At 67.5% G+C, this 22,189-nt stretch carries 20 protein-coding genes and 1 pseudogene; 13 read left to right on the top strand and 8 right to left on the bottom strand.

From position 1 onward, the window contains the following. Nucleotides 1-38: 38 nt before the first annotated feature. Together XCSCFBP4642_RS0107010 and XCSCFBP4642_RS0107005 are read right to left on the bottom strand one after the other, a co-directional pair. Complete coding sequence (locus XCSCFBP4642_RS0107010; protein ID WP_029219188.1) at nucleotides 39-1,496, bottom strand: NAD(P)(+) transhydrogenase (Re/Si-specific) subunit beta; 1,458 nt, start codon at nucleotides 1,494-1,496, stop codon at nucleotides 39-41. Beyond that, entirely contained in the window at nucleotides 1,493-1,798 is a 306-nt protein-coding gene (locus XCSCFBP4642_RS0107005; protein ID WP_029219187.1) for an NAD(P) transhydrogenase subunit alpha part 2, read from the bottom strand. The genes XCSCFBP4642_RS0107010 and XCSCFBP4642_RS0107005 overlap by 4 nt, the downstream gene beginning before the upstream one ends. Before the next feature lie 112 nt (nucleotides 1,799-1,910). Here XCSCFBP4642_RS0107005 and XCSCFBP4642_RS0107000 point away from each other — a divergent pair, with 112 nt between their 5' ends. Genes XCSCFBP4642_RS0107000 through XCSCFBP4642_RS0106990 form a run of 3 tightly spaced genes read left to right on the top strand, consistent with a single transcriptional unit; the run spans nucleotide 1,911 to nucleotide 3,291 of the window. After that, complete coding sequence (locus XCSCFBP4642_RS0107000) at nucleotides 1,911-2,459, top strand: RNA polymerase sigma factor (RefSeq protein ID WP_029219186.1); 549 nt, start codon at nucleotides 1,911-1,913, stop codon at nucleotides 2,457-2,459. Beyond that, entirely contained in the window at nucleotides 2,456-2,803 is a 348-nt protein-coding gene (locus XCSCFBP4642_RS0106995; protein ID WP_029219185.1) for a hypothetical protein, read from the top strand. The genes XCSCFBP4642_RS0107000 and XCSCFBP4642_RS0106995 overlap by 4 nt, the downstream gene beginning before the upstream one ends. Nucleotides 2,804-2,808: 5 nt before the next feature. Then, nucleotides 2,809-3,291, top strand: a complete 483-nt coding sequence (locus XCSCFBP4642_RS0106990) for a DUF3106 domain-containing protein (protein WP_029219184.1) — start codon at nucleotides 2,809-2,811, stop codon at nucleotides 3,289-3,291. Nucleotides 3,292-3,367: 76 nt separating this feature from the next. Here the strand turns inward: XCSCFBP4642_RS0106990 and XCSCFBP4642_RS0106985 are convergent, their stop codons facing one another. Continuing rightward, the gene (locus XCSCFBP4642_RS0106985; RefSeq protein ID WP_029219183.1) at nucleotides 3,368-4,456 is read right to left on the bottom strand and encodes an NAD(P) transhydrogenase subunit alpha; all 1,089 of its coding nucleotides are present in this window, start codon (nucleotides 4,454-4,456) and stop codon (nucleotides 3,368-3,370) included. A 174-nt stretch (nucleotides 4,457-4,630) separates the two neighbouring features. Further along, nucleotides 4,631-5,230, bottom strand: coding sequence for a TetR/AcrR family transcriptional regulator (locus tag XCSCFBP4642_RS0106980; protein WP_029219182.1), 600 nt, complete (start codon nucleotides 5,228-5,230; stop codon nucleotides 4,631-4,633). A gap of 122 nt (nucleotides 5,231-5,352) precedes the next feature. Between XCSCFBP4642_RS0106980 and XCSCFBP4642_RS30465 the strand changes: the two are divergent. After that, nucleotides 5,353-5,882 (top strand): annotated as a pseudogene (locus tag XCSCFBP4642_RS30465) (alpha/beta fold hydrolase). Nucleotides 5,883-6,060: 178 nt separating this feature from the next. On the opposite strand, the gene XCSCFBP4642_RS0106970 reads toward XCSCFBP4642_RS30465, so the two are convergent. Both XCSCFBP4642_RS0106970 and XCSCFBP4642_RS0106965 read right to left on the bottom strand, forming a co-directional pair. Further along, nucleotides 6,061-8,415 carry a DUF1631 domain-containing protein gene (locus XCSCFBP4642_RS0106970; RefSeq protein WP_029219180.1) on the bottom strand — a complete coding sequence of 785 codons (2,355 nt, stop codon included), beginning with the start codon at nucleotides 8,413-8,415 and terminating at the stop codon, nucleotides 6,061-6,063. A gap of 221 nt (nucleotides 8,416-8,636) precedes the next feature. Continuing rightward, complete coding sequence (locus XCSCFBP4642_RS0106965; protein ID WP_029219179.1) at nucleotides 8,637-10,865, bottom strand: DUF1631 domain-containing protein; 2,229 nt, start codon at nucleotides 10,863-10,865, stop codon at nucleotides 8,637-8,639. 274 nt (nucleotides 10,866-11,139) lie between these two features. On the opposite strand from XCSCFBP4642_RS0106965, the gene XCSCFBP4642_RS0106960 reads away from it, so the two are divergent. The 4 genes from XCSCFBP4642_RS0106960 to XCSCFBP4642_RS0106945 are packed head-to-tail and all read left to right on the top strand — an operon-like array spanning nucleotide 11,140 to nucleotide 14,024. Next, entirely contained in the window at nucleotides 11,140-11,715 is a 576-nt protein-coding gene (locus tag XCSCFBP4642_RS0106960) for a nitroreductase family protein (RefSeq protein WP_029219178.1), read from the top strand. Continuing rightward, nucleotides 11,712-12,698, top strand: a complete 987-nt coding sequence (locus tag XCSCFBP4642_RS0106955) for a 5'-3' exonuclease (protein WP_029219177.1) — start codon at nucleotides 11,712-11,714, stop codon at nucleotides 12,696-12,698. The genes XCSCFBP4642_RS0106960 and XCSCFBP4642_RS0106955 overlap by 4 nt, the downstream gene beginning before the upstream one ends. Beyond that, a complete protein-coding gene (locus tag XCSCFBP4642_RS28330) occupies nucleotides 12,695-13,246 on the top strand; it encodes an NUDIX hydrolase (RefSeq protein WP_029219176.1) in 552 nt (183 codons plus the stop codon). The genes XCSCFBP4642_RS0106955 and XCSCFBP4642_RS28330 overlap by 4 nt, the downstream gene beginning before the upstream one ends. Next, the gene (locus XCSCFBP4642_RS0106945) at nucleotides 13,239-14,024 is read left to right on the top strand and encodes an N-formylglutamate amidohydrolase (RefSeq protein ID WP_029219175.1); all 786 of its coding nucleotides are present in this window, start codon (nucleotides 13,239-13,241) and stop codon (nucleotides 14,022-14,024) included. Before XCSCFBP4642_RS28330 ends, XCSCFBP4642_RS0106945 begins: the two co-directional genes overlap by 8 nt. A gap of 206 nt (nucleotides 14,025-14,230) precedes the next feature. Here the strand turns inward: XCSCFBP4642_RS0106945 and pip are convergent, their stop codons facing one another. Next, the gene (pip, locus tag XCSCFBP4642_RS0106940) at nucleotides 14,231-15,172 is read right to left on the bottom strand and encodes a prolyl aminopeptidase (RefSeq protein ID WP_029219174.1); all 942 of its coding nucleotides are present in this window, start codon (nucleotides 15,170-15,172) and stop codon (nucleotides 14,231-14,233) included. Nucleotides 15,173-15,534: 362 nt separating this feature from the next. Beyond that, nucleotides 15,535-16,386, bottom strand: coding sequence for a peptide chain release factor N(5)-glutamine methyltransferase (gene prmC / locus XCSCFBP4642_RS0106935; protein WP_029219173.1), 852 nt, complete (start codon nucleotides 16,384-16,386; stop codon nucleotides 15,535-15,537). A 203-nt stretch (nucleotides 16,387-16,589) separates the two neighbouring features. Here prmC and ahpC point away from each other — a divergent pair, with 203 nt between their 5' ends. From ahpC to XCSCFBP4642_RS0106910, 5 genes are all read left to right on the top strand, one after another. After that, nucleotides 16,590-17,153, top strand: coding sequence for an alkyl hydroperoxide reductase subunit C (gene ahpC, locus XCSCFBP4642_RS0106930; RefSeq protein ID WP_003488826.1), 564 nt, complete (start codon nucleotides 16,590-16,592; stop codon nucleotides 17,151-17,153). 189 nt (nucleotides 17,154-17,342) lie between these two features. Then, entirely contained in the window at nucleotides 17,343-18,935 is a 1,593-nt protein-coding gene (gene ahpF / locus XCSCFBP4642_RS0106925) for an alkyl hydroperoxide reductase subunit F (RefSeq protein WP_029219172.1), read from the top strand. Nucleotides 18,936-19,025: 90 nt separating this feature from the next. Continuing rightward, nucleotides 19,026-19,967 (top strand): LysR substrate-binding domain-containing protein, encoded by a 942-nt coding sequence (locus XCSCFBP4642_RS0106920; protein ID WP_029219171.1) that lies wholly within the window; start codon nucleotides 19,026-19,028, stop codon nucleotides 19,965-19,967. A 413-nt stretch (nucleotides 19,968-20,380) separates the two neighbouring features. After that, nucleotides 20,381-20,821, top strand: a complete 441-nt coding sequence (gene rnk, locus XCSCFBP4642_RS0106915) for a nucleoside diphosphate kinase regulator (RefSeq protein ID WP_033898112.1) — start codon at nucleotides 20,381-20,383, stop codon at nucleotides 20,819-20,821. A gap of 51 nt (nucleotides 20,822-20,872) precedes the next feature. Further along, entirely contained in the window at nucleotides 20,873-21,841 is a 969-nt protein-coding gene (locus tag XCSCFBP4642_RS0106910; protein ID WP_029219169.1) for a transaldolase, read from the top strand. Nucleotides 21,842-22,189: the final 348 nt, after the last annotated feature.

Genomic DNA, 22,189 nt, shown 5'->3' with positions numbered 1-22,189 from the left:
CCAACGCAGGACGTCGTCCCAGCTAACGCACCAACCACTCAATGCCCGCCACCATCCAGCGCCTTCAATTCGCTGACCAGCGCGCCGGCGGCCTCGGCCCCGTCGCCATAGAGCATGCGGGTGTTGTCGGCATAGAACAGCGCGTTTTCGATCCCGGCAAACCCCGTGCCCTTGCCGCGCTTGATCACCACCGTGTTGCGCGAATTGACCACGTCCAGGATCGGCATGCCGTAGGTCGGGCTGGCCGGATCGGTCCTGGCCACCGGATTGACCACGTCGTTGGCGCCAATCACCAATGACACATCGGTGCTGGCGAATTCCGGATTGATATCGTCCATGTCGGCGATCAGGTCGTAGGGTACGCCGGCCTCGGCCAGCAGCACATTCATGTGCCCGGGCATGCGTCCGGCCACCGGGTGGATCGCGAACTTCACCTTGACCCCGCGCGCGATCAAGCGCTGCGCCAGCTCCCAGATCTTGTGCTGCGCCTGCGCCACCGCCATGCCGTAGCCGGGCACGATCACCACCCGCTCGGCGAAGGCCATCATCGCCGCCACGTCGCCGGCTTCGATCGGCTTCTGCGCGCCGCTGATTTCCTGCGCCTGCCCGCCACCGCCGAAGTGGGAGAACAGCACGCCGCTGATCGGCCGGTTCATCGCCTTGGCCATCAACCGGGTCAGCAGGATGCCGGCCGCGCCCACCATCATGCCGGCGATGATCAACGCCTCGTTGCCCAGCACGTAGCCCTCGAACGCCACTGCCAGCCCGGTGAAGGCGTTGTACAGGGAGATCACCACCGGCATGTCGGCGCCGCCGATCGGCAGCGTCATCAGCACGCCCAGCGCCAGCGCCACCACGAAGAAGGCGATGATTGCCAGCGGCTGCAGACTGCTCGCGGCCCAGATGCCGAGCGCCAGCACCGCCATTGCCACCACAAGAGTGAAGACCTGCTGGCCGGGGAAGGTCACCCGCCGGTCGAGCCGGCCGTCGAGCTTGGCCCAGGCGATGATCGACCCCGACAACGACACCGCCCCGATCGCCGAGCCGATCACCGCCAGCACCACCGTGGTGGTGTCCGGCCGCCGCGCCGCCAGTTCGGCGATCGCCTGCGCGCTCCAATGCGCCGTGTCGCGGTTGGCGAAGAACGAAAACCGCAGCAGTTCCACCGCCCCGATCGCTGCCGCCGAGCCGCCGCCCATGCCGTTGTACAGCGCCACCATCTGCGGCATATCGGTGATGGCCACCTTCTTGGCCGACCACCACGCCACCCCGGTGCCGATCGCCAATGCCGCCAGGATCAGCGGCACGTTGTGCAGTTCCGGCAGGAAGAACGTGGCCACCGTGGCGATCAGCATGCCGAGCCCGGCCCAGCGGATGCCGCTGCGCGCGGTCAGTGGCGAGGCCATCCGTTGCAGACCCAGCAGGAACAAGGTGGCGGCCACCAGGTAGCTGGATTTCACCAGCCACGACAACAGCTCGGGCGTGGACACGTTCACGGCGCTTCTCCGCCGGGCGGCTTGCGGCTGGACTTGAACATGTCCAGCATGCGCTCGGTCACCACGTAGCCGCCGGCGGCATTGCCGGCGCCCAGCGCCACCGCCAAGAAGCCCAAGGCCTTCTCCAGCGTGGTGTCGGCATGCCCGAGCACCACCATCGCCCCGATCAACACGATGCCATGGATGAAATTGGACCCGGACATCAGCGGCGTATGCAGGATCACCGGCACCCGCGAGATGATCACGTGGCCGGCGATAGCCGCCAGCATGAAGATGTACAGCGCTACGAAACCGTCGCTCATCGTCGATCGCTCCACTGGCCGGTGCGGCCTGCCGATCATACCCATCCGGCGGCGTGTCAACCGGACCGGCACTCACACGTTGACGTCGTATCGTCCTTGCGGAAGCTACGCTGTGCTGGTGGGAACCCCTTTCGATCCACAGCCCGCTGCCCCCGTGTCGCTGGATGCCTTCCTGGCCGGCATCGGGCCGCGTGCGTTCCGCTTTGCCGAGGCCGGCCTGCGTCACCGCGAAGACGCGCTGGATGCCGTGCAGGACGCCATGGTGAAGCTGCTTGGCTATCGCGAGCGCCCGGCCGAGGAGTGGACGCCGCTGTTCTGGAGCATCCTGCGCAGCCGCATCATCGACCTGCAGCGCCGGCGCAGTTTTCGCCTGAAATTCTGGGCACCGGCCGAGCGCGACGATGACGAAGGCCCCATCGACTGGGCCGCCCCCGGGGTTGGCCCGGTCGGCGAACAGCAACATCAGCAGGCCTACCAGCGGCTGGTGCACGCGCTGCGCGGCCTGCCGGCACGCCAGCGCGAAGCCTTCACCCTGCGCGTGCTGGAAGATCTGGACGTAGCCACCACCGCCAGGGCGATGGGCTGCTCCGAAGGCTCGGTCAAGACGCACCTGTCGCGCGCCCGCGACGCGCTGCAAAAACAGTTTGAGGATTTCCTGTGAACCGCTCCCACGATCCGGCCCAGTTCGACGCGCAGCTCCGCCAGCTGCACGCCACCGCCCTCGACAGCCTGCCGCCGCAGACGCTGGCGCGCCTGCGTCAGGCCCGCCAGGCGCCGGCTACACGCTTGCGCCGCGGCCACTGGCTGCTGGCCACCGCCTGCTCGGCACTGCTGGCAGTCGGGATCGGCCTGCAACTGCGCCCCGGCGACACCTCCGCACCGCAACTGGTGACTGCCCGGGCGATCGCCGGCAATGCGGCAAGCACCGAGACCGACGACCTTCTCACGCAGAACCCGGACCTGTATGTCTGGCTCGGGTCCGACACCGCCCTGGCCATGGAATGAGCACGATGACCCGCACCACCCGCCTGCTGTTGACCCTGTTGCTCTGCGCCGGGCCGTGCGCACCGTTGCTGGCGCAGGATTACCCACCGGGTCCGCCGCCACCGATGGATGGCCCCGGACCGCATGGCCCAGGACCGCGCAACGAGACGCCGATGCCCGACTGGGACCGGCTCACTCCCCAGCAGCGTCAGGTCATGATCGACGCCTTGCGCGAGCGCTGGAACGATGTGCCCGAAGAGCGCCCGCGGATGTACCGCCATGCCCGCCGCTGGCTGGACATGACGCCGGAGCAGCGCAAGCAGGCCAAGGCCGGCATGGACCGCTTCCGCAACATGAGCCCGGAGCAACGCCGCGAAGCCAAGGCCTTGTTCGACCGCATGCGCACGCTCAACCCGCAACAGCGCAACGAGCTGCAGCAACGCTGGCAGAAAATGACCCCGGCCGAGCGCAGCGCCTGGTTGCGCGAGCATCCGCCGACGGACGATTGAGCGCGATGCCAGAAATCACCACGCGCGGCTAACGGACGACAGCAGGCCCGATGTAGCAGGCAGCTACCCGGCCGAACTATCCCACCGGCGCCGACCAACGCGTCTTGGCCAGCAGTTCATCGTCCCAGTCGAACGACAGTGCGCCGTCCTTGATCAACAATGCCGCGAACGCATATACGTTGCGCGCGAACATCTCGCTGGCGTGCACGGCCCCCTGGCTGGCCAGATTGAGCGGGCCGGCGATTGCGACGCCGTCCAGGTCGTAGGTCTCGCCCGGGCGTGTGGCCGCGCAGTTGCCGCCGGTTTCCGCGGCCAGATCCACGATCACGCTGCCAGGGCGCATGCCACGCACCATCTCGGTGGTCACGATCTTCGGCGCGGGCCGCCCGGGCACCGCTGCCGTGCACACCACCACGTCCACGCCCTTGAGGTGCTCGGCCAGACGACGCTGCTGTTCGGCACGTTCGTCGTCGGTGAGCTGACGCGCATAGCCGCCCTCGCCGGCGGCGCTGATGCCCAGATCCAGAAAGCGTGCGCCCAATGAAGCGATCTGTTCGCGGGTTTCCGGCCGCACATCGAAGCCTTCCACCTGCGCGCCCAGCCGCTTGGCGGTGGCGATTGCCTGCAGGCCCGCCACGCCGGCACCGATCACCAGCACCTTGCACGGGCGCATGGTGCCGGCCGCGGTGGTCAGCATCGGAAAAAAGCGCGGCGCCAGGTGTGCGGCGATCAGCACCGCCTTGTATCCGGCCATGCCCGCCTGCGAACTCAGCACGTCCATCGATTGCGCGCGGGTGGTGCGCGGCAACCGCTCCAACGGAAACGCCACCAGCGCGCGCGCGGAGAACGCCTGCGCGCGCGCCGGGTCGGCATCGGGCGCCAGCATGCCGATCACCACTGCCTGCGGCTTGCATTGCAACAGCAACTCGGTAGGCGGCGCCTGCACGCAGAGCACCACATCGGCCTGCGCCAGCGTCTGCGCGTCGGCAGGCTGCGCACCGGCGGCCACATATACTGCATCGTCCATGCTGCTGGCGCGGCCGGCGTCCGGCTCGATCCACACGAGGGCACCAAGCGCGACCAGCTTCTTGACCGTTTCCGGCGTCGCAGCCACCCGGCGTTCGCCCACCGTCCGTTCTTTCAGCACAAGCACCTGCACAGCCATGCGTTGCTCCGGTCTCGCACTCCAGTCGCCGCGATGCTAACAGAGCGCACCGCCGGAACTGGCGACGCAGGTGGCGGCCAGCACCCCGCCGGCCTCAGGCATAGGCGCCTTGCCGGCCTGAGGCATAGCCGCCTACGCTTGCCGGCACCGGCAGCTGCGACGCCAGTAGCCGCGCTAGGGCTCCAGCAAGCCCTTCAACAAGGGAGCCATCACGCGTTCCGGCGCGAAGGCACGCAGGCGTTCGTGCCTACCGTCGATTACCAGCGAGGCATAGCCGTGCACCGCGCTCCAGCCCAGCAGGGTCCGTTGCTCCAGCAATTCCGCGCACGGTTCGCTGCCATGCCGGGCGATCCACTGGGCGCGCACCGTGTCGCGCAGGTACGCCATCGCCGCCTCGCTGATCTGCACCAGCCGTGGTAGGCAGCTGGCACGCACGTCCAGCCCCAGCATCAAGCGGAACTGCTGCGGAAACTCGACGGCAAAACGGATATAGCCCAGCCCGCAACCCAGCAGCGGATCGTCCAGTTCCTGCTGGGTAGCGCGGATGCGCTCGAGCATGCGCTCGTAGCCGTCGGCGGCCAGCACCGCCAGCAACCCATCCAGCGAGCCGAAGTGGTGGGCCGGCGCGGCATGCGACACGCCAGCGCGCCGCGCACATTCGCGCAGGGTGAGTCCACGCAGCCCGGATTCGCCCAGCAACGCCCAGCCGGCACGCCGCAGCGCCGCCGGCAGATCGCCGTGGTGATAGGCAGCAGGGGTCGCTGATTGCGGCATGGCGGTTCGCTTATCGAGACCTCAGTGCAGCAGATAATCTTGACGATGACAAGATCCAGGCGCCAGACTGATCGCGCATCTTGTCATCGACAAGATGGCGATCGCCTTCACAAGGAATGCCCATGAGCTCGTCCTTCGCCAAGCTGCGCGCGCGCCTGCGGCGCGGCCTGTTGGCCAGCGCCAGCCGGGTGGCGCCCGGCCCGACCGGCCGCTATCTGGCGCGCCGCTTCGTCACTCCGGCACCTTCCGGCCGTCGACAGGCGGCCGACATCGCCGCCGCCCTGGACGACGTGCAGCGCCAGACCCTGCACATCGACGGTTTCGACATCGCCGTCTACCAGTGGGGCGCGATCCCACCCGGCAGCCGTACGTCCTGCTGTCGCATGGCTGGGCCAGCTATGGGCTGCGCTTTGCCGCATGGGTACCGCGGCTGCGCGCGCTCGGCTACGCGGTGCTGGCCTTCGATCAGCCGGCGCTGGTCATCCACGACCGCCACGATCGCGAGACGCCATTGGAAGAAGGCGCCCGCTTCGCGGCGCTGTGGCCCGGCGCGCAGTTGTTCACCACCGAGGGACTGGGGCATAACCGCATGCTCGATCATGCGTCGGTGATCGCGCGCGCCCTGGAATTCATCGGACCGGCAGCGGCGTAAGCGCCTGAGTTCGTGGCATTGCCGGCGGGTAACGCGGCGATGTCATTGTCGCAAGGCGAAAATGCGCGCGCCGATGCGACGCGACCTGCGCGGCCGTGGAAGGCGTTGAAAACGGCGCATGCAGTGCGCTTTCGCGATCGAGCGTGACGCCAGCGCAGGCGCGCGACGACCGCAATGCTCAGTGCACCGTGCTGTTGTTGTGCAGCGGGTCCAGCCGGTCGATGACGCCCTGCATCGCGCTGTCGAAAGCGCCGTCGTTGATATGCTCGCGCAAGCGACCCAACCGCACCATCACCGCCAGTTCTTCCGGCGAGGCGACGCAGAAACGCACGCCACGCCGGTTGACGAACAACAACCGCTGCGAGATCGGGCTCACCCATGACAACTTGCCCGCCTGCACCTTGCCGTCCTTGTCGACAAAATCCAGCCAGGTGCCGATGTCCATGGCGCGGAACCGCTCGGCATCGGCACTGTCGATACTCTGCGCCACCGCTTCGGCGCCCAGCCCCACGCTGACGCTTTCGGCGGCCGGTGGCGGCAGGTTGACCTGCGGCAGTTCCGGCAACGCCTTCTCTAGTTCCGGACGCGCCTCGGAAATGGCCTGCAGCGTGTCGTGCAGCGCGGTGATCGCCACCACCACCGCATCGCCATGCAAACCCACACTGGCGAAGACGCGGTGCAGTGCCGGCTGCCAGACCTGCAGCCAGGGCTTGCCGATGATGTGGCGACGCGCCTCGGCCAGCTCTTCCAGGACGCCGTCGGCCAGCGCCAGTGCTTCCACCGTGCCGGGGCCTTCATCGCCGTCGCGCAGGATCGCCATGGTCAGATGATGCAGCCACGGCTGGCGCAGGAAATCGTCCACTGCCTTGGGCAGGCCGGCGCTTTCGGGCACACGCTGTTCCAGTTCCGACAGCGCGCGGCTGCGCGCCAGTTCGAGTTTTTCCTGGCCGCGCTGGGTTTCGGTGGCGCGGCGCTCGGCAATTTCCACCCGGCGACGGTGCTGCGACAGGAAGTCGCGGAATTCTTCTTCCAGGGTCAGGAAGATCGCCAGGTTTTCGTTGAATTCGGCCACCAGGCGGTCGACGATTTCCTCGACCTTGCCCATCAGCACGCGCTCGGCGGCGCTGTCGCCGTTATTGCCTTCGCAGGCCTCGGCCAGCGAATTGAGCAGGCGCCGCGCCGGGTGCGTCTTCTGCACGAACATCTTGCGGTCCAGCAGCGCCACCTTGACGAACGGCACCACCAGCCGGCCGATCATCTCGCGCGAGCGGCTTTCCAGATCGCGTTCGTCCAGCATCACGTCGAACAGCATGCCGACCAGGTCGATGGCGTCTTCGTCCATCGGATCGAGTTTGGCGGTGGCCGGGTCCACGCCCAGCCGGGTGGCGCTGTTGAGCACCTCGTTCTTCAGGCGCTGCGCGAGCGATTCGTTGTCGTCGCCGATCGCGGCCTGCAGGGTCGCGCTGGGCGTGGCCTGCAGCAGCGACAGCACCGACATCATTTCGCGCTGGCTCAGCGGACGCTGCTGGCCCACCGCCACCGACGCGGCCGACGCGGCGCTGTCGCGCACGCTGCGGGTCTGCTGCAGCAATTCGTGCAAGGCATCCAGCAACATGCCCTGGCTGCCGCCGGGATGATCGGCGTCGCCGTCCATGCCACCACCGCCTGCACCCTCGGCGTGGCCGCGCTGTGCGGCCGCCTGCATGCGGCCACGGCTGTGCGCCCAGCGATCCAGGAAGCGGTTGGCCCAGGCCGGCGCGTACTGGTCGCCCTGCTCGTCGCCGCCCATCTCGGTGCCGCCCTGCGCCTCGGCCTGCGCGCGTTCTTCGGGCGTCTCGCCCCGCGGCTGCATGCGCGGCGGCGGGCGCTTGGGCTGGGAGATTTCCGGCATCACCCCGGCCTTGGCCAGCGTTTCGTCCAGGCGCGCGTACAGCTTGCCGATCGGCTCGGCCAGATCGCGCTCGCACAACTTGATCAGCACCAGACGCACTTCCGGCGCCAGGTCGCAGGTGGCGAAGGCTTCGTGGATCGCCACGCCCAGATGTTCCGGTCCGAACGGGTTGGTATCGGCCACCATCTCCAGGCCGCCCGCAATCCAGCCCAGGCGGCGATCGACACGCGCCAGCACCTGCTTGAAATCGCGCAGCAGCACGGTAGCCAGGTTCCGCACCGCCAGCCGCGATTCGAGCACGTGTTCAGGCACCAGGCTCAGCGGGCCGGTGCCCATGTCGCCGGCCAGCACCACTTCGGCCGATAACGGGGTGCCGAGCAGCAGCGCCTGCCAGCCGTCTTCCAGCTGCTGGCGGAACTGCGTGGCCACGTCCTCGCGCTTGCGGCGCAACTCGCGCATGCCATCGAGAAACAGCAACTGTGACGCGCCCGCGGATTCGGCGCGATCGAACAGCACATCGTCAAAGTGTGCGACTGCAGCTGCAAACACCTGCACGAGCGGCGGCACGAATGCGTCGTGCGCCTGTTCGAGCAAGCGTTGGTCACGGCCCGGGTGTCCCGACGGACTGGGCTGAAAAGTCATGCGCAAAGGCTCCCCGCCTCTGCAGGCGTGAAAATATTCAAACGAGCAATAACAGACGCGGCCCCAAATTCCGCCCCCGCATGGTAGGCGTTTCGCTCCTTTGTTAAGTGTGATACATCTCTCACTTTAATCGTGACTGCCCAGGGTTTGCCTATCGGGCCACATCCTAGCTCGCAACGGCACGGCGGAGCCTGCCGCTGATCGTTATCCGCCTGCGAGGGTTAAGCCTTCAGCGTGGCAGGCGCGTCCAGCGCGTCGACCACACCCTGCATCGCGCTATAGAAGGCGTCTTCCTCCCGATGCAGGCGCAGCCGGTCCAGCCAGACCATCATCGCCAGCTCTTCCGGCGGGGACACGCACAACCGCCCACCGCGCCGGTTGACGAACATCAGCCGGCCGGAAATCGGGCTGATCCATAACAGCTTGCCCGACTGCACCCGGCCCTCGCGGTCGACGAAATCCAGGCTGGTGCCGATGACGATGGTGCGGAAAAAGTCCGCGGTGATGCGGTCGAATTCCACCTGCGCGTCGGCGTCGAGCATCGGCGTCAGCGGCTCGGCGACCGGATCGGCCGGGCTCGGCGCCAGGCTTAGCGCTGTCAGGATGGGCCCATGCCGGTCCGTGACGTCGGCAGCGTGCGTTGGCGCCAGCGCACGCTGCAGTTCCTGCAATGCCTGCTCTGCCTCCCGCGGCCCCAAGCCAGCCAGCGCGAAGGCCTGCAGCAAGGGCGCTTGCTGCGCTTGGAACACCGCCGCGTCGCGCGCGGGCGTCAGCTGGGCCAGCACGGTATCGCCGAGCGCGACGGCGGCATCCACTGCCGGGCCGGCGCCATCGGCGCGCAAGGCGGCCTGCTGCACGCTGGGGTGCCAGACGCGGCTGAGGAACTGCTCCACCACCGGCGGCAGCGGCCCGCGCGCCAGCCGCTCGTCCAGCGCCTGGGCCGCACAGCGGCGGGCACATTCGCGGCGTTCCTCGGCGCGCTGCAACTCGTTGGCGCGGCGCTCGGCGATCTCCACGCGGCGCCGGTACTGCTCGTAGCTCGCGCCAAACTCGGCCTCCAGCGCCAGGAACAGCGCCGGATGCTCGTCGAACTCGCGCACGATACTGGCCACTGCCGCATCCACCTGCGCCAGCAAGGCCTGTTCGGCCGGGGTCTCGCCGCCGTTGCCATCGCAGGCGTCGACCAGCAGGTTGAGCAGACGCCGCGCCGGATGGCCGTCGCGTACGAACAGGTGGCCATCGAGCATCGCCAGTTTGGCCATCGGCACCAGCAACTGGCCGAGCATGCTGCGTTGCGCATCGGAAAGCTGACTCTGCACCAGGATCGCTTCGAACAACAGCGCGATCAGATCCAGCGCATCGGCATCGCTGGGGTCCAGGCCGGTGCTGACCAGGTCCACGCCAAGCGAGGCCGCTGCGCGCATGAGCTGCTCGCGCAGCGCACGCGGCAGGCCTTGTCGCGCCTCGTCGATGCTGTCGAATCCGGCCCGGGGCATGGTCTGCAGCAACGACAGCGCCGACACCACCTCGCGCGGCGACAACCGCCGCTGCGCGGCCGATGCCGCAACGCCAGTCTCCGGCTCGCGCTGGCGGCGCGCCTGCAAACGCTGGTGCAGCCCGGCCGGCAATACTTCGCGACCGCTGCGCAGATGCACATCGATGACCTCGGCCCCGACCAGCGCGCCCTGCCCGCCCGACCAATCCGCAAAGAAGCGTGCGATCCAGTCCGGCGTGTCGGCCGCATCCTCGCCGCCGGCCTGGCCCTGCCGCGGAATACCGCTGCGGCGCTGCCGCGCCTGCGGCAATTCGCGCAGGCGAGCGACCTGCGCCAGTGCCTGCTCAAGCTCGGCATAGCGCTGGCCCACGCGCGGCATCAGCTGCTGCTCGCATACCTTGAGCACCGCCAGGTGCACCTTGGCCGTCAGCGTCACGCCCTGGAACGCCTCGTAGAGCGCAACGCCCAGATGCTCCGGGCCGAACGGATTGCTGTCGCCATCGATGTGCAACCCGCCGGCGATGAAGCCCAGATAGCGGTTGAGCCGCATCAGCTCCGGCCGCCACTGATGCTGCAGTGCCCCGGCCAGGTTGCGCACCGCCAGCCGCACCTCCAGATCGTGTTCGGGCAACAGGGTCAGCCCGGCGGCGCCGCGTGCCAGGGTGCGCTCGGCAGACAGCGGGCGCCCGGATTCCAGTCCCTGCCAGGCCTTGGCCAGATGCCCACGGAAGCGTGCGGTGATCGGCTCGCGCTGCTGCCGCAAGGCCTGGATCGCCTCCATGAAATCGTTCTGGCCCGCGCCGGCGTTGGCGGCCAGCGCGAACAAGGCCTGCGCCAGCGCGTCCTGGACGTCGATGAACGCGTCGGCCAGCGGCACCACCACGATATCGCGCACCTGATCGAGCAGTTGCGGGTTGCGGCTGGGCAGCGGGTCGGTGGAAAGGAACTGGGTCATCGGACGGCGCACGCAGCGAACACGAGGAAAGGCGGGCACCCTGCACCACGCGGGGTCAGGCGGATGCGAACGCGCGCAGAGATCGCAGTGTACGTGGGCCGCTACCGGTTGCGCGCAGTGCCCTTTCAATGCAGCAGCGGCACGGCCGCTACGCCATCCATTGCCGGTCACGTCCGCCGATCGCGTCCGCTCGGCGTCCCGCGCCTGGCCGCAGTGGGGCGGGCGTTGGGGAGTGCCCGTCTATAATCGCTGCACTCCCCCAGAACCCTTCCCTATGCACGCACCGTATTCGCTTCAGGCGCTGGATGCGCGTCGCTCGGTTCCCTCCAAGCAGTTGGGCGAACCCGGCCCGGATGAAGACACCCTGCTGCGCATGCTGACCTCGGCCGTGCGCGTGCCCGACCACGGCAAGCTGGTGCCGTTCCGGTTCCTGCGTATCCAGGGCGATGCACGCCACGCATTGGGCGATTTCCTCGCCGAGCGCACCCAGGCCGCCGACCCGTTGGCACCGCCGGCGGCGGTGGAAAAAGACCGCAACCGCTTCAACGATGCGCCGCTGGTGATCGTGGTGATCGCCACGCTGCGCCCGGACCACAAGGTGCCCGAGCAGGAGCAACTGCTCACTGCCGGCTGCGTGTGTTTTGCATTGCTGCAAGCCGCACAGGCGCATGGTTTCGGCGCGCAATGGCTTACCGCGTGGATGGCCTACGACCCCGCCGTGGGCGGCTACCTTGGCCTGCAGGAACACGAATGCATCGCCGGCTTCATCCATATCGGTACGCCGCGCCTGCAGGTGCCCGAACGCGAGCGCCCGGACCCGCGCACCCTGCTGCGCGACTGGACTCCATGAGCACGCTGCCCGGCGCCATTGCGGCGGCGCTGCCGGGCGGCCCGCGACCGGAGCCGCTGTATCTGGTGGATGCCAGCCTGTACGTGTTTCGCGCCTGGCATTCGATTCCGGACGAATTCCAGGACGCGCAGGGCTGGCCGACCAACGCCGTGCACGGGTTCGCGCGCTTCCTGCTGGATCTGCTCGAACGCGAGCACCCGCAGTACATCACCATCGCCTTCGACGAGGCGCTGGACAGTTGCTTCCGGCACGCGATCTACCCTGCCTACAAGGGCAACCGCGAACCGGCGCCGGACGCGTTGCGGCGCCAGTTCGCCCATTGCAAAGCGCTGTGCGCGGCGCTGGGGCTGAGCGTGCTGGCCCACCGCCAATACGAGGCCGACGATCTGATCGGCAGCGCCCTGCACAGCGCGCGCGGGCATGGCCTGCGCGGCATCATCGTCTCGGCCGACAAGGACCTGTCGCAGCTGTTGTTCGAACACGACGAGCAATGGGACTACGCGCGCAATCTGCGCTGGGGCGTGGACGGAGTGAAGGCACGCCACGGCGTGCATGCGCACCAGATCGCCGACTACCTGGCGCTGTGCGGCGATGCGATCGACAACATTCCCGGCATCACCGGTATCGGCGCCAAATCGGCGGCGGTGCTGCTTGCGCATTTCGGCAGCCTGGATGCGCTGCTGGAGCGCATCGACGAGGTCCCGTTCCTGCGCCTGCGCGGCGCAGCGCAGATGGCGGCGCGGCTGCGCGAACAACGCGAGCATGCGCTGCTGTGGCGCCAGCTCACCACCATCGCGCTGGATGCGCCGCTGGACCTCACCGCCACCGGTTTCACGCGTGCACCGGCCGATACCGACATGCTGACCGGGCTGTGCGACAGCCTGCGCTTCGGCCCGCTCACGCGCCGGCGGCTGCTGGCCGCCTGCACGGCCGCCACGCCGCCCCTTCCTCCCGCTTCCCTGTCCCAAGGCCCGACGCCATGAACCGACACGACACGCCGCCCACCGTGGTCTACGAAGGCAAGTACCAGCGCATGGTGGTGCGCGGCACCTGGGAATATTCCGAGCGCGTGCATGCCGGCGGCCTGGCCGCGATCATCGTGGCGGTGACCCCGGACGATGCAATGCTGTTCGTCGAGCAGTTCCGCGTGCCGCTGCAGGCCCGCACCATCGAAATGCCGGCCGGACTGGTGGGCGATGTGCATGCCGGCGAATCGATCGAACTGTCGGCCATCCGCGAGCTGGAAGAAGAGACCGGCTGGACCGCCGACCATGCCGAAGTGCTGATGATCGGCCCCACCTCGGCCGGCGCCAGCAGCGAGAAGATCGCCTTCGTGCGCGCCACCGGGCTGCGCAAGGTCGGCGCCGGCGGTGGCGATGCCAGCGAGGACATCACCGTGCACGAAATCCCGCGCGCGCAGGTCGGCGCCTGGCTGGTACAGAAGATGGCCGAGGGCTACCAGATGGACCCCAAGCTATGGGCCGGGCTTTACCTGGCCGACCACGCGCTGGACGGCACCCCGCGTGGCTGATGCCGTGGCCGAGCCCTTGCTGGGTGCCGGGGATCCGGCGCCGTTCACCGTGTACAACGCGCAGGCCGCATCGCCCTGGCTGTTGATTGCCGACCATGCCGGCCAGCGCGTGCCGGCACGGCTGACCAACCTGGGCCTGCCGCAGTTCGAGCTGGACCGCCATATCGGCTGGGACATCGGCATTGCGCAGGTCACCCGCCTGCTGGCAGAGGCGCTGGATGCGGTTGCCATCACCCAGACCTATTCGCGGTTGGTGATCGACTGCAACCGGCCCGATGGCGCCGCCAGCCGGATGCCGGAGATCAGCGACGGCACCACGGTGCGCGGCAATCTGCAGCTGACCCCGGCTGAGCGCCAGCAGCGCATCGATGCCATCTTCGCGCCGTATCACGGCCGCATCGCCGCCGAGCTGGACGCGCGCGCAGATAGCCGGCAACCGACGCTGCTGGTGTCCATGCACAGCTTCACCCCGGTGATGGCCAGCCAGGCGCGCCCCTGGCATGCCGGCGTGCTGTACCACCGCGACACCCGGCTGGCGCATCGCCTGCTGGACGCCTTGCGCGCGGAACCGGAGTTGGTGGTTGGCGACAACCAGCCGTATGCGGTCAGCGATGCCACCGACTACGCCATTCCGGTCCATGGCGAAGGCCGCGGCCTGCCGCATGTGGAACTGGAGATCCGCCAGGACCTGATTGCCGATACCACCGGGCAAACGGCATGGGTGCAGCGACTGGCGCGTCTTCTTCCGCCGTTGGCCGAGGGCCTGCTGCCGCGATAACCGGCTTGCGGCATGCGACAATGAACAACAACTACCCAGGTAGGAGCGCACCCGGGCGCGACGGGCCTTACCGATAAAGCCCTGTCGCGCCCGGGTGCGCTTCTACGGAAAACGAGTCCTTCGCCAACGACCCACCCTGAAGATCAGGTGACGCGCGGCCGGCGCAGGCAATAACCGATTCCCCGCGTGGCAGCGCGCAACTGCAATCAGGCGAACCGGTCGGTCGCGCGCACCAATGCATCGACATTTTCCGGCTCGAACGCCGAGTGCCCCGAGGCCGGGCTGATCTGCAGCTGCGCCTTGGGCCATACCTTGTGCAGGTCCCAGGCGCTTTGCAGCGGGCAGACCACATCGTACCGGCCGTGCACGATCACGCCGGGGATGTCGGCGATGCGGTACGCGTCCCGCAGCAACTGGCCTTCCACCTCGAAGAAGCCCTGGTTGACGAAGTAGTGGTTCTCGATGCGGGCAAAGGCCAACGCAAAGTGCGCGTCCTCATGCCCGGTGACGAAGTCCTCGTCCACATGCAGGAAGCTGGTGGCGCCTTCCCACACGCTCCAGGCCTTGGCGGCGGCCAGCCGCGTGGCTTCGTCGTCGCTGGTCAGGCGGCGATGGAAGGCAGCGATCAGGTCGCTGCGCTCGTCCAGCGGAATCGCATTGATGTAGTGCTCCCAGGCATCCGGGAACAGCCGGCTGGCGCCTTCCTGATAGAACCATTCAAGCTCGAAGCGGCGCAGCAGGAAAATGCCGCGCAGCACCAGCTCGGTGACCTGCTGCGGGTGGGTCTGCGCATAGGCCAACGCCAGTGTCGAGCCCCAGCTGCCGCCGAACACCTGCCAGCGCTCGATGCCCAGGTGCGTGCGCAGGCGTTCGATGTCGGCCACCAGATCCCAGGTGGTGTTGCCGGTGAGATCGGCATGCGGGGTGGAACGGCCCGAACCACGCTGGTCGAACAGCACGATGCGGTACTTGGCCGGGTCGTGGAAGCGCCGCATCTTGGCGTTGCAACCGCCGCCCGGGCCGCCGTGCAGCATCACCACCGGCTTGCCTTGCGGGTTGCCGCATTGTTCGAAATACAGCGTGTGGCGGTCGTCGACCTTCAGGTTGCCCTGCTCGTAGGGGGCGATCTCGGGATAGAGCGTGCGCATGCGTCGGTCCTGGGCGAAAACCCGCATTGTATCGGCCGGCGGCGGAGGGCACTGCCTGCGGCGGACCGCACAGGGTGACGGCAGAGGCAGTGCTCCATCGCCGGGGCGTTGCGCCCGAGATGGCTGGCAGCACGATTCGCCGCGCTGCATGTGATCGGCGCCGCCAAGCATCGTCGTGGCCGGACAGTGGGCCATGGCGCGACGCCCGCGTGCGTGCTCAAACGGCCAGCGTGGTGGAGCCGCGCATCGGCAGTCCGGGCGCATCCAGCCGCTTTGCAACCCATGGCGGTCGACAGGACTCCGCGCTCGGCGGCGCGTTACTCACGCCGGGGGCCTGGCACTGGAGCTGGCCGACGCTACCGTCAGGCCACGGCAACGACTTCCCAGCAGCCCAGGCTCACCCGGTCGCGCTGCTCAAGGTCCTGCTGCGTAGCGACCTGCGCAAACCCACGCGCTTCCAGTAGCTCGGCCACCGCCTCGCCCTGGTCCCAGCCATGTTCGAGCAGCAGCCACCCGCCGCTGTGCAGATGCGCCGGTGCATCGGCCACGATCCGGCGGATGTCGGCCAGCCCGTCGCCACCGGAAGCCAGTGCGCTGGCCGGCTCGTGGCACAGATCGCCCTGCGCCAGATGCGGGTCGCCAGCAGCGATATACGGCGGATTGCTGGCGATCAGGTCGAAGCGCTCGCCTGCCAGCGGAACGAACCAGCTGCCGTGGCGGAACTGCACGTTCGATAGGCGATGACGATCGGCGTTGCGCCGCGCGATGGCGAGCGCGGCCGCACTGGCATCGGTGGCGATCAACTGCGCCTGCGGGCGTTCACTGGCGATGGCCAGGGCGATCGCGCCACTGCCGGTCCCCAGATCGGCCACCCGGCGGCCAGCGGCACGGTCCAGCCGCTCCAGCGCCAGTTCGACCAAGGTTTCAGTGTCGGCGCGTGGGATCAGTGTCGCTGTCGAGACCTCCAGATCCAGCGTCCAGAAGCCGCGCGAACCGGTCAGGTACGCCACCGGCTCGCCGTCCACCCGCCGCTGCACCAGGGCCTGGAACGCCGCAGCCACTGTGGTGGTCACGGGATCGCGGCCATGTGCGAACAACCAGGCGCGATCGCGGCCCAGCGCATGCAGCAACAGAGGCTCGGCATCGCGACGATCGATCCGCTGGCATGCCTGCCGCAGCAGGTGCTCGGCGGAGGCGGCAGGCTCATTGCTCATACGGATCATTCACTGGTGCGCGACCTCGGCCGACCATTATCGGTGCTGGAACCGCTTGCCATATTGGCAGATGCGGCCTGCGGAATCGATAGCCTAAGACTATCTATGCAATTCCATCAATCGATTTGAGGAATCTATCGATCCTGCCTACCATGGCGCCTGTTCCATCCCCCGCCCCCCCTTTCATCGCACGAGGAAACTCAATGTCTCTCATCAACACTCAGGTCCAGCCGTTCAAGGCGAATGCGTACCACAATGGCAACTTCATCGAAGTCACCGAGGCCAGCCTGAAGGGCAAGTGGTCGGTGCTGATCTTCATGCCGGCCGCATTCACCTTCAACTGCCCGACCGAAGTGGAAGACGCCGCCGACAATTATGCCGCCTTTCAGAAGGCCGGCGCCGAGGTCTACATCGTCACCACCGACACGCATTTCTCGCACAAGGTGTGGCACGAAACCTCCCCAGCCGTGGGCAAGGCGCAGTTTCCGCTGATCGGCGACCCGACCCACAAGCTGACTCGCGCGTTCGGCGTGCACATTGAAGAAGAAGGCCTGGCGCTGCGCGGCACCTTCATCATCAATCCCGAAGGCGTGATCAAGACCCTGGAAATCCACGACAACTCCATCGCCCGCGACGTCACCGAGACGCTGCGCAAGCTGACCGCAGCGCAGTTCGTGGCCAACAATCCTGGCCAGGTCTGCCCGGCCAAGTGGAAGGAAGGCGCCAAGACCCTGGCTCCGTCGCTGGACCTGGTCGGCAAGATCTAAGCCGCCACGCATCCCTGGCCCGGTCTTCCGGGCCGGGGGTGAACCGGAGCCGGTGCCGGGCTGCCCGCCCGCCATCGCCAGCACGCATCCCGATCCCGCGCCGGCTGCGGTTCATCCCTTCCTCCCCAGGCGACCTGCGCATGCGCAGCGGCGTCACGCCCTCCCCTTGCCCATTCTCAGGAGTTCTCCATGTTGGATGCCAACCTCAAGACCCAGCTGACCGCCTACCTGGAACGGGTGACGCGCCCGATCCAGATCCATGCCTCGATCGACGACAGCGCCGGCTCGCGCGAAATGCTCGACCTGCTCGAGGACCTGGTGCTGCTGTCGGACAAGATCAGCCTGGATGCGCATCGCGACGACAACCAGCGCAAGCCCTCGTTCGCGCTGACCACCCCGGGCCAGGACATTTCGCTGCGCTTTGCCGGCTTGCCGATGGGCCACGAGTTCACTTCGCTGGTGCTGGCGCTGCTGCAGGTGGGTGGCCACCCGTCCAAGGCCACTGCCGAGTTGATCGAGCAGGTGCAGCACCTGGATGGCGATTACCAGTTCGAAACCTATTTCTCGCTGTCGTGCCAGAACTGCCCGGACGTGGTGCAGGCGCTGAATCTTGCCGCCGTGCTCAACCCGCGCATCAAGCACGTGGCCATCGATGGCGCGTGGTTCCAGGACGAGGTCGAAACCCGCCAGATCATGTCGGTACCCACCGTGTACCTGAATGGCGAGCTGTTCGACCAGGGCCGTATGACGCTGGAGCAGATCGTCGCCAAGCTCGACACCAATGCCGCAAAGCGCGACGCCGCCAGGATCGCCGCCAAGGACGCCTTCGAGGTGCTGGTGGTCGGCGGTGGCCCGGCCGGTTCGGCAGCAGCGGTGTATGCCGCGCGCAAAGGCATCCGCACCGGCGTGGCCGCCGAGCGTTTCGGTGGCCAGGTGCTGGACACCATGTCGATCGAAAACTTCATCTCCGTGCCGGAAACCGAAGGCCCGAAGATGGCCGCCGCGCTCGAACAGCACGTGCGTCAGTACGAGGTGGACATCATGAACCTGCAGCGTGCCGAGCAGCTGATCCCGGCCGGTGCCGATGGCCTGATCGAGATCAAGCTGGCCAATGGCGCCTCGCTCAAGAGCAAGACGGTGATCCTGTCCACCGGTGCGCGCTGGAGGCAGATGAACGTGCCGGGCGAAGACCAGTACAAGAACAAGGGCGTGGCCTATTGCCCGCACTGCGACGGCCCGCTGTTCAAGGGCAAGCGCGTGGCGGTGATCGGCGGCGGCAATTCGGGCGTGGAAGCGGCGATCGACCTGGCCGGCATCGTGGCGCATGTCACGCTGGTGGAGTTCGACGACAAGCTGCGCGCCGACGAAGTGCTGCAACGCAAGCTGCGCAGCCTGCACAACGTGCGCATCATCACCAGCGCGCAGACGACCGAAGTGCTCGGCGACGGGCAGAAGGTCACCGGTCTGGTCTACAAGGACCGCACCGGTGGCGACATCCAGCACGTGGATCTGGAAGGCGTGTTCGTGCAGATCGGCCTGCTGCCCAACACCGAGTTCCTGCGCGGCACGGTGGAGGTGTCGCCGCGTGGCGAGATCATCGTCGACGACCGTGGCCAGACCAATGTGCCGGGTGTGTTCGCCGCCGGCGATGCCACCACGGTGCCGTACAAGCAGATCGTGATCGCAATGGGCGAAGGCTCCAAGGCGGCACTGAGCGCCTTTGATTACCTGATCCGCTCCAGTGCACCGGTCAGCACTGAAAACGTTGCGCAAGCCGCATAAGCGCAACGACAGCCATCGCCCGGCCATGCCGGGCGCTAAGCTGCATCACGCGTCAGTCGTTACCCGTCACCGCCTTGAGGGCTGCTGCACATGAATCTGCGTGACCTGAAATATCTGGTCGCCCTGGCCGACCACAAGCATTTCGGCCGTGCTGCGACGGCCTGCTTCGTCAGTCAACCGACGCTGTCCACACAGATCAAGAAACTCGAAGACGAGCTTGGCGTGCCGCTGGTGGAACGCGCACCGCGCAAGGTGATGCTGACCCCGGCCGGCCGTGAGGCGGCCATGCGTGCACGCGGCATCGTGGCCGAAGTGGAGCAGATGAAGGAAGCCGCACGCCGCAGCCAGGACCCGGAAGCGGGCACCGTGCGGCTGGGCATCTTTCCCACCCTGGCACCGTATCTGTTGCCGCATGTGGTGCCGCGCATCCGCGAGCGGTTCCCGCGCCTGGAGTTGTTGCTGATCGAAGAAAAGAGCGACCAGTTGATGCACCAGTTGCGCGAAGGTCGTCTGGACGCCGCGCTGCTGGCGCTGCCGTTGCAGGACGATCAGCTGCATGCCGAGTTCCTGTTTGAAGAACCCTTCGTGCTGGCGGTACCGGAAGGCCATCCGCTGGCGCGCCACGACAGCATGACGCTGGACGATCTGTCCGAACAGCGCCTGTTGTTGCTGGAAGACGGCCACTGCCTGCGCGACCAGGCGCTGGATGTCTGCCACCTGGCCGGTGCATTGGAGAAATCCGAATTCCAGGCCACCAGTCTGGAAACCCTGCGTCAGATGGTCGCCGCCAATGTCGGTGTGACGCTGCTGCCGCTGCTGGCGATCAAGCCGCCGGTTGCGCGGTCGGAAAATATCCGCCTGATCCGCTTCCGCGAAGACAAGCAGCCCAGCCGCCGCATTGCGATGGCCTGGCGTCGCAGCTCGGCCATGACCGCGTTCCTGGAGCAGCTCTCGCAGTTGTTCAAGGAACTGCCGCCGGACCTGTTTGCGTTGGAACAGCCTGCGACCGGGCCGAAGGCGGTGGCCGCTTAGGGAATCGGGAATCGGGAATCGGGAATTGAAAAAGCGCAACACGGCTGCGGCCGGTTTGCGCGGGGTTGTCTGGAATTGAAGAAGCGGCGCGGGAGCGTCGCTTTTTTCTTTGTCTGCTACAGGCAAATCGCGTGTCGTGATGCAATGCATCGCGATGGTGTGTCGGTGGCTCGGCGCGCCGCGGTACGGTTGTATGCTGTCGCTCGCGTAACCCTTCTGAGCTTGCCAGCCGGATCTGATTGTCTGATTGCGTGCGGTACCGATCAGGCAGCGGGCTCATCGGCGATCGCCGCCCTGCTTGCAGCATTGAAGGCCTGCACTCTTCAGGCGCTGCATTGCGATCGATCCACCGCGCCCTCATCTTGCCGGTGCTGCCTGCCATTCCGGCGGGCCGTCTTCGTCAGGAGAGTGCCATGACTTCGCAACATCATAGCGGCTTGCCGCCATCCATCCTTGTCTCCAGCCACGACCTCGCCCGGCTTGAGGCCTTGCTCGATTCCCCCGCGTTCAACAAGCATCCCGCCGCCACTGCGCTGAGCGACGAACTGGGCCGCGCACGCGTGCTGCCGCCCGACCAGATTCCCGGCGATGTCGTCACCATGCACTCGCGCATCGATTGCGAGGATGAGCTGCACGACGAACGGCATACGCTCACCCTCGTATACCCGCAGGAGGCCGATGTCCAGCAGGGCCGCATCTCGGTGCTGGCGCCGGTCGGCAGCGCGCTGCTTGGCCTGTCGGTCGGCCAGAGCATCGACTGGCGCACGCCGGACGGGCGCAACCTGCGCCTGCGCGTGCAGGCCGTGCACGATCAACCCGCCGCCGCGGGCGACTTCCAGCGCGCGGCGCGCTAACGTAGCGCGCTGCGCCATCCCCGACCCGTTCCACGATTCGAGAGAACCCGCATGACTGTATCCCCCTCCAAGCTTGCCCAACTGCGCGACCTGTCCGTGGTCGTCGCCGATACCGGCGATTACGACGCCATCAAGCGCCTGAAGCCGGTCGACTGCACGACCAATCCCACCCTGGTCAAAAAGGCGCTGGACCTGCCGGTCTATGCCGACCTGATCGAGCGCGAGCTGGCCTGGGGCCACGAGCATGGCGGCGAAGACCGCACCGCCACCGTCAACGAAGTGGCCGACCGCCTCACTATCGGCGTCGGCGTCAGGCTGGCCGAGCTGGTCCCCGGCCGCGTCTCCACCGAGGTCGACGCCGACCTGGCCCACGACACCCAGGCCACCATCGCCAAGGCGCGCAAGTTCATCGCGATGTACGCCGAGCGGGGCGTGTCCAAGGACAAGATCCTGATCAAGATCGCTGCCACCTGGGAAGGCATCGAAGCCGCGCGCCAGCTGCAGCGTGAGGGCGTCGACTGCAACCTGACGCTGATCTTCAACCATTCGCAGGCGCTGGCCTGTGCCGAGGCGGGCGTGTTCCTGATCTCCCCGTTCGTGGGCCGTATCCTGGATTACTACGTTGCCCAGGGTCAGACCCCGGCCAGCATCGACGAAGACCCGGGCGTAGTGTTCGTGCGCACCGTGTACGACGCATTCAAGCGCCGCGGGTCGTCCACCGTGGTGATGGGGGCCTCGTTCCGCTCCACCGCGCAGATCGAAGCGTTGGCCGGCTGCGACCGCCTGACCATCTCGCCGGACCTGCTGGAAAAGCTCGACGCCGAACACGGCGAGTTGCCGCGCAAGCTCTCGCCGGCCAAGGCCGACAACGCGCAGATCGCCCCGATCAACGCCGACAGCTTCGCCACCGACCTGGCCGCCGACCCGATGGCCACCGAAAAGCTGGCCGGCGGCATCGAGACCTTCGCCAAGGACCTGCAGGCCCTGCGCAAGACCATTGCCGACAAACTCGCCGGCTGATCGCCTCAGCGAACACGTGCGACCATCAACGCCCGCAGCCGATGCTGCGGGCGTTGTCGTTTTCGGAGATGCCGCGGAGATCGCACTGCCGTGTTCAAGCCTGGCTGGACACGGCGGCCGCGCATCCAATGCAACGCCCGCACGTCGCTGCCGCTGCATCACGCCCGTGACCAGCGCTGACCCGTGCTGTCGCTTGAGGGAAAGCAGCTAACGCGACGGAGTTGATCGACACTGTGCCTCGCACCGCGTTGCCATCCGCTACTGCGCGCGTCTCTCGCAGGCTCCCTGCGTTCGAGCAGCCAAGGGGCCAGGCCGCAAGCCCGCCACTCCACCCGCCGGTCTGCACAC

This window comes from Xanthomonas cassavae CFBP 4642 (assembly GCF_000454545.1).
GTDB classification, from domain to species: domain Bacteria; phylum Pseudomonadota; class Gammaproteobacteria; order Xanthomonadales; family Xanthomonadaceae; genus Xanthomonas; species Xanthomonas cassavae.
Note: the sequence above shows the minus strand (reverse complement) of the source record. Positions and strands in the feature narration are given on the sequence as shown.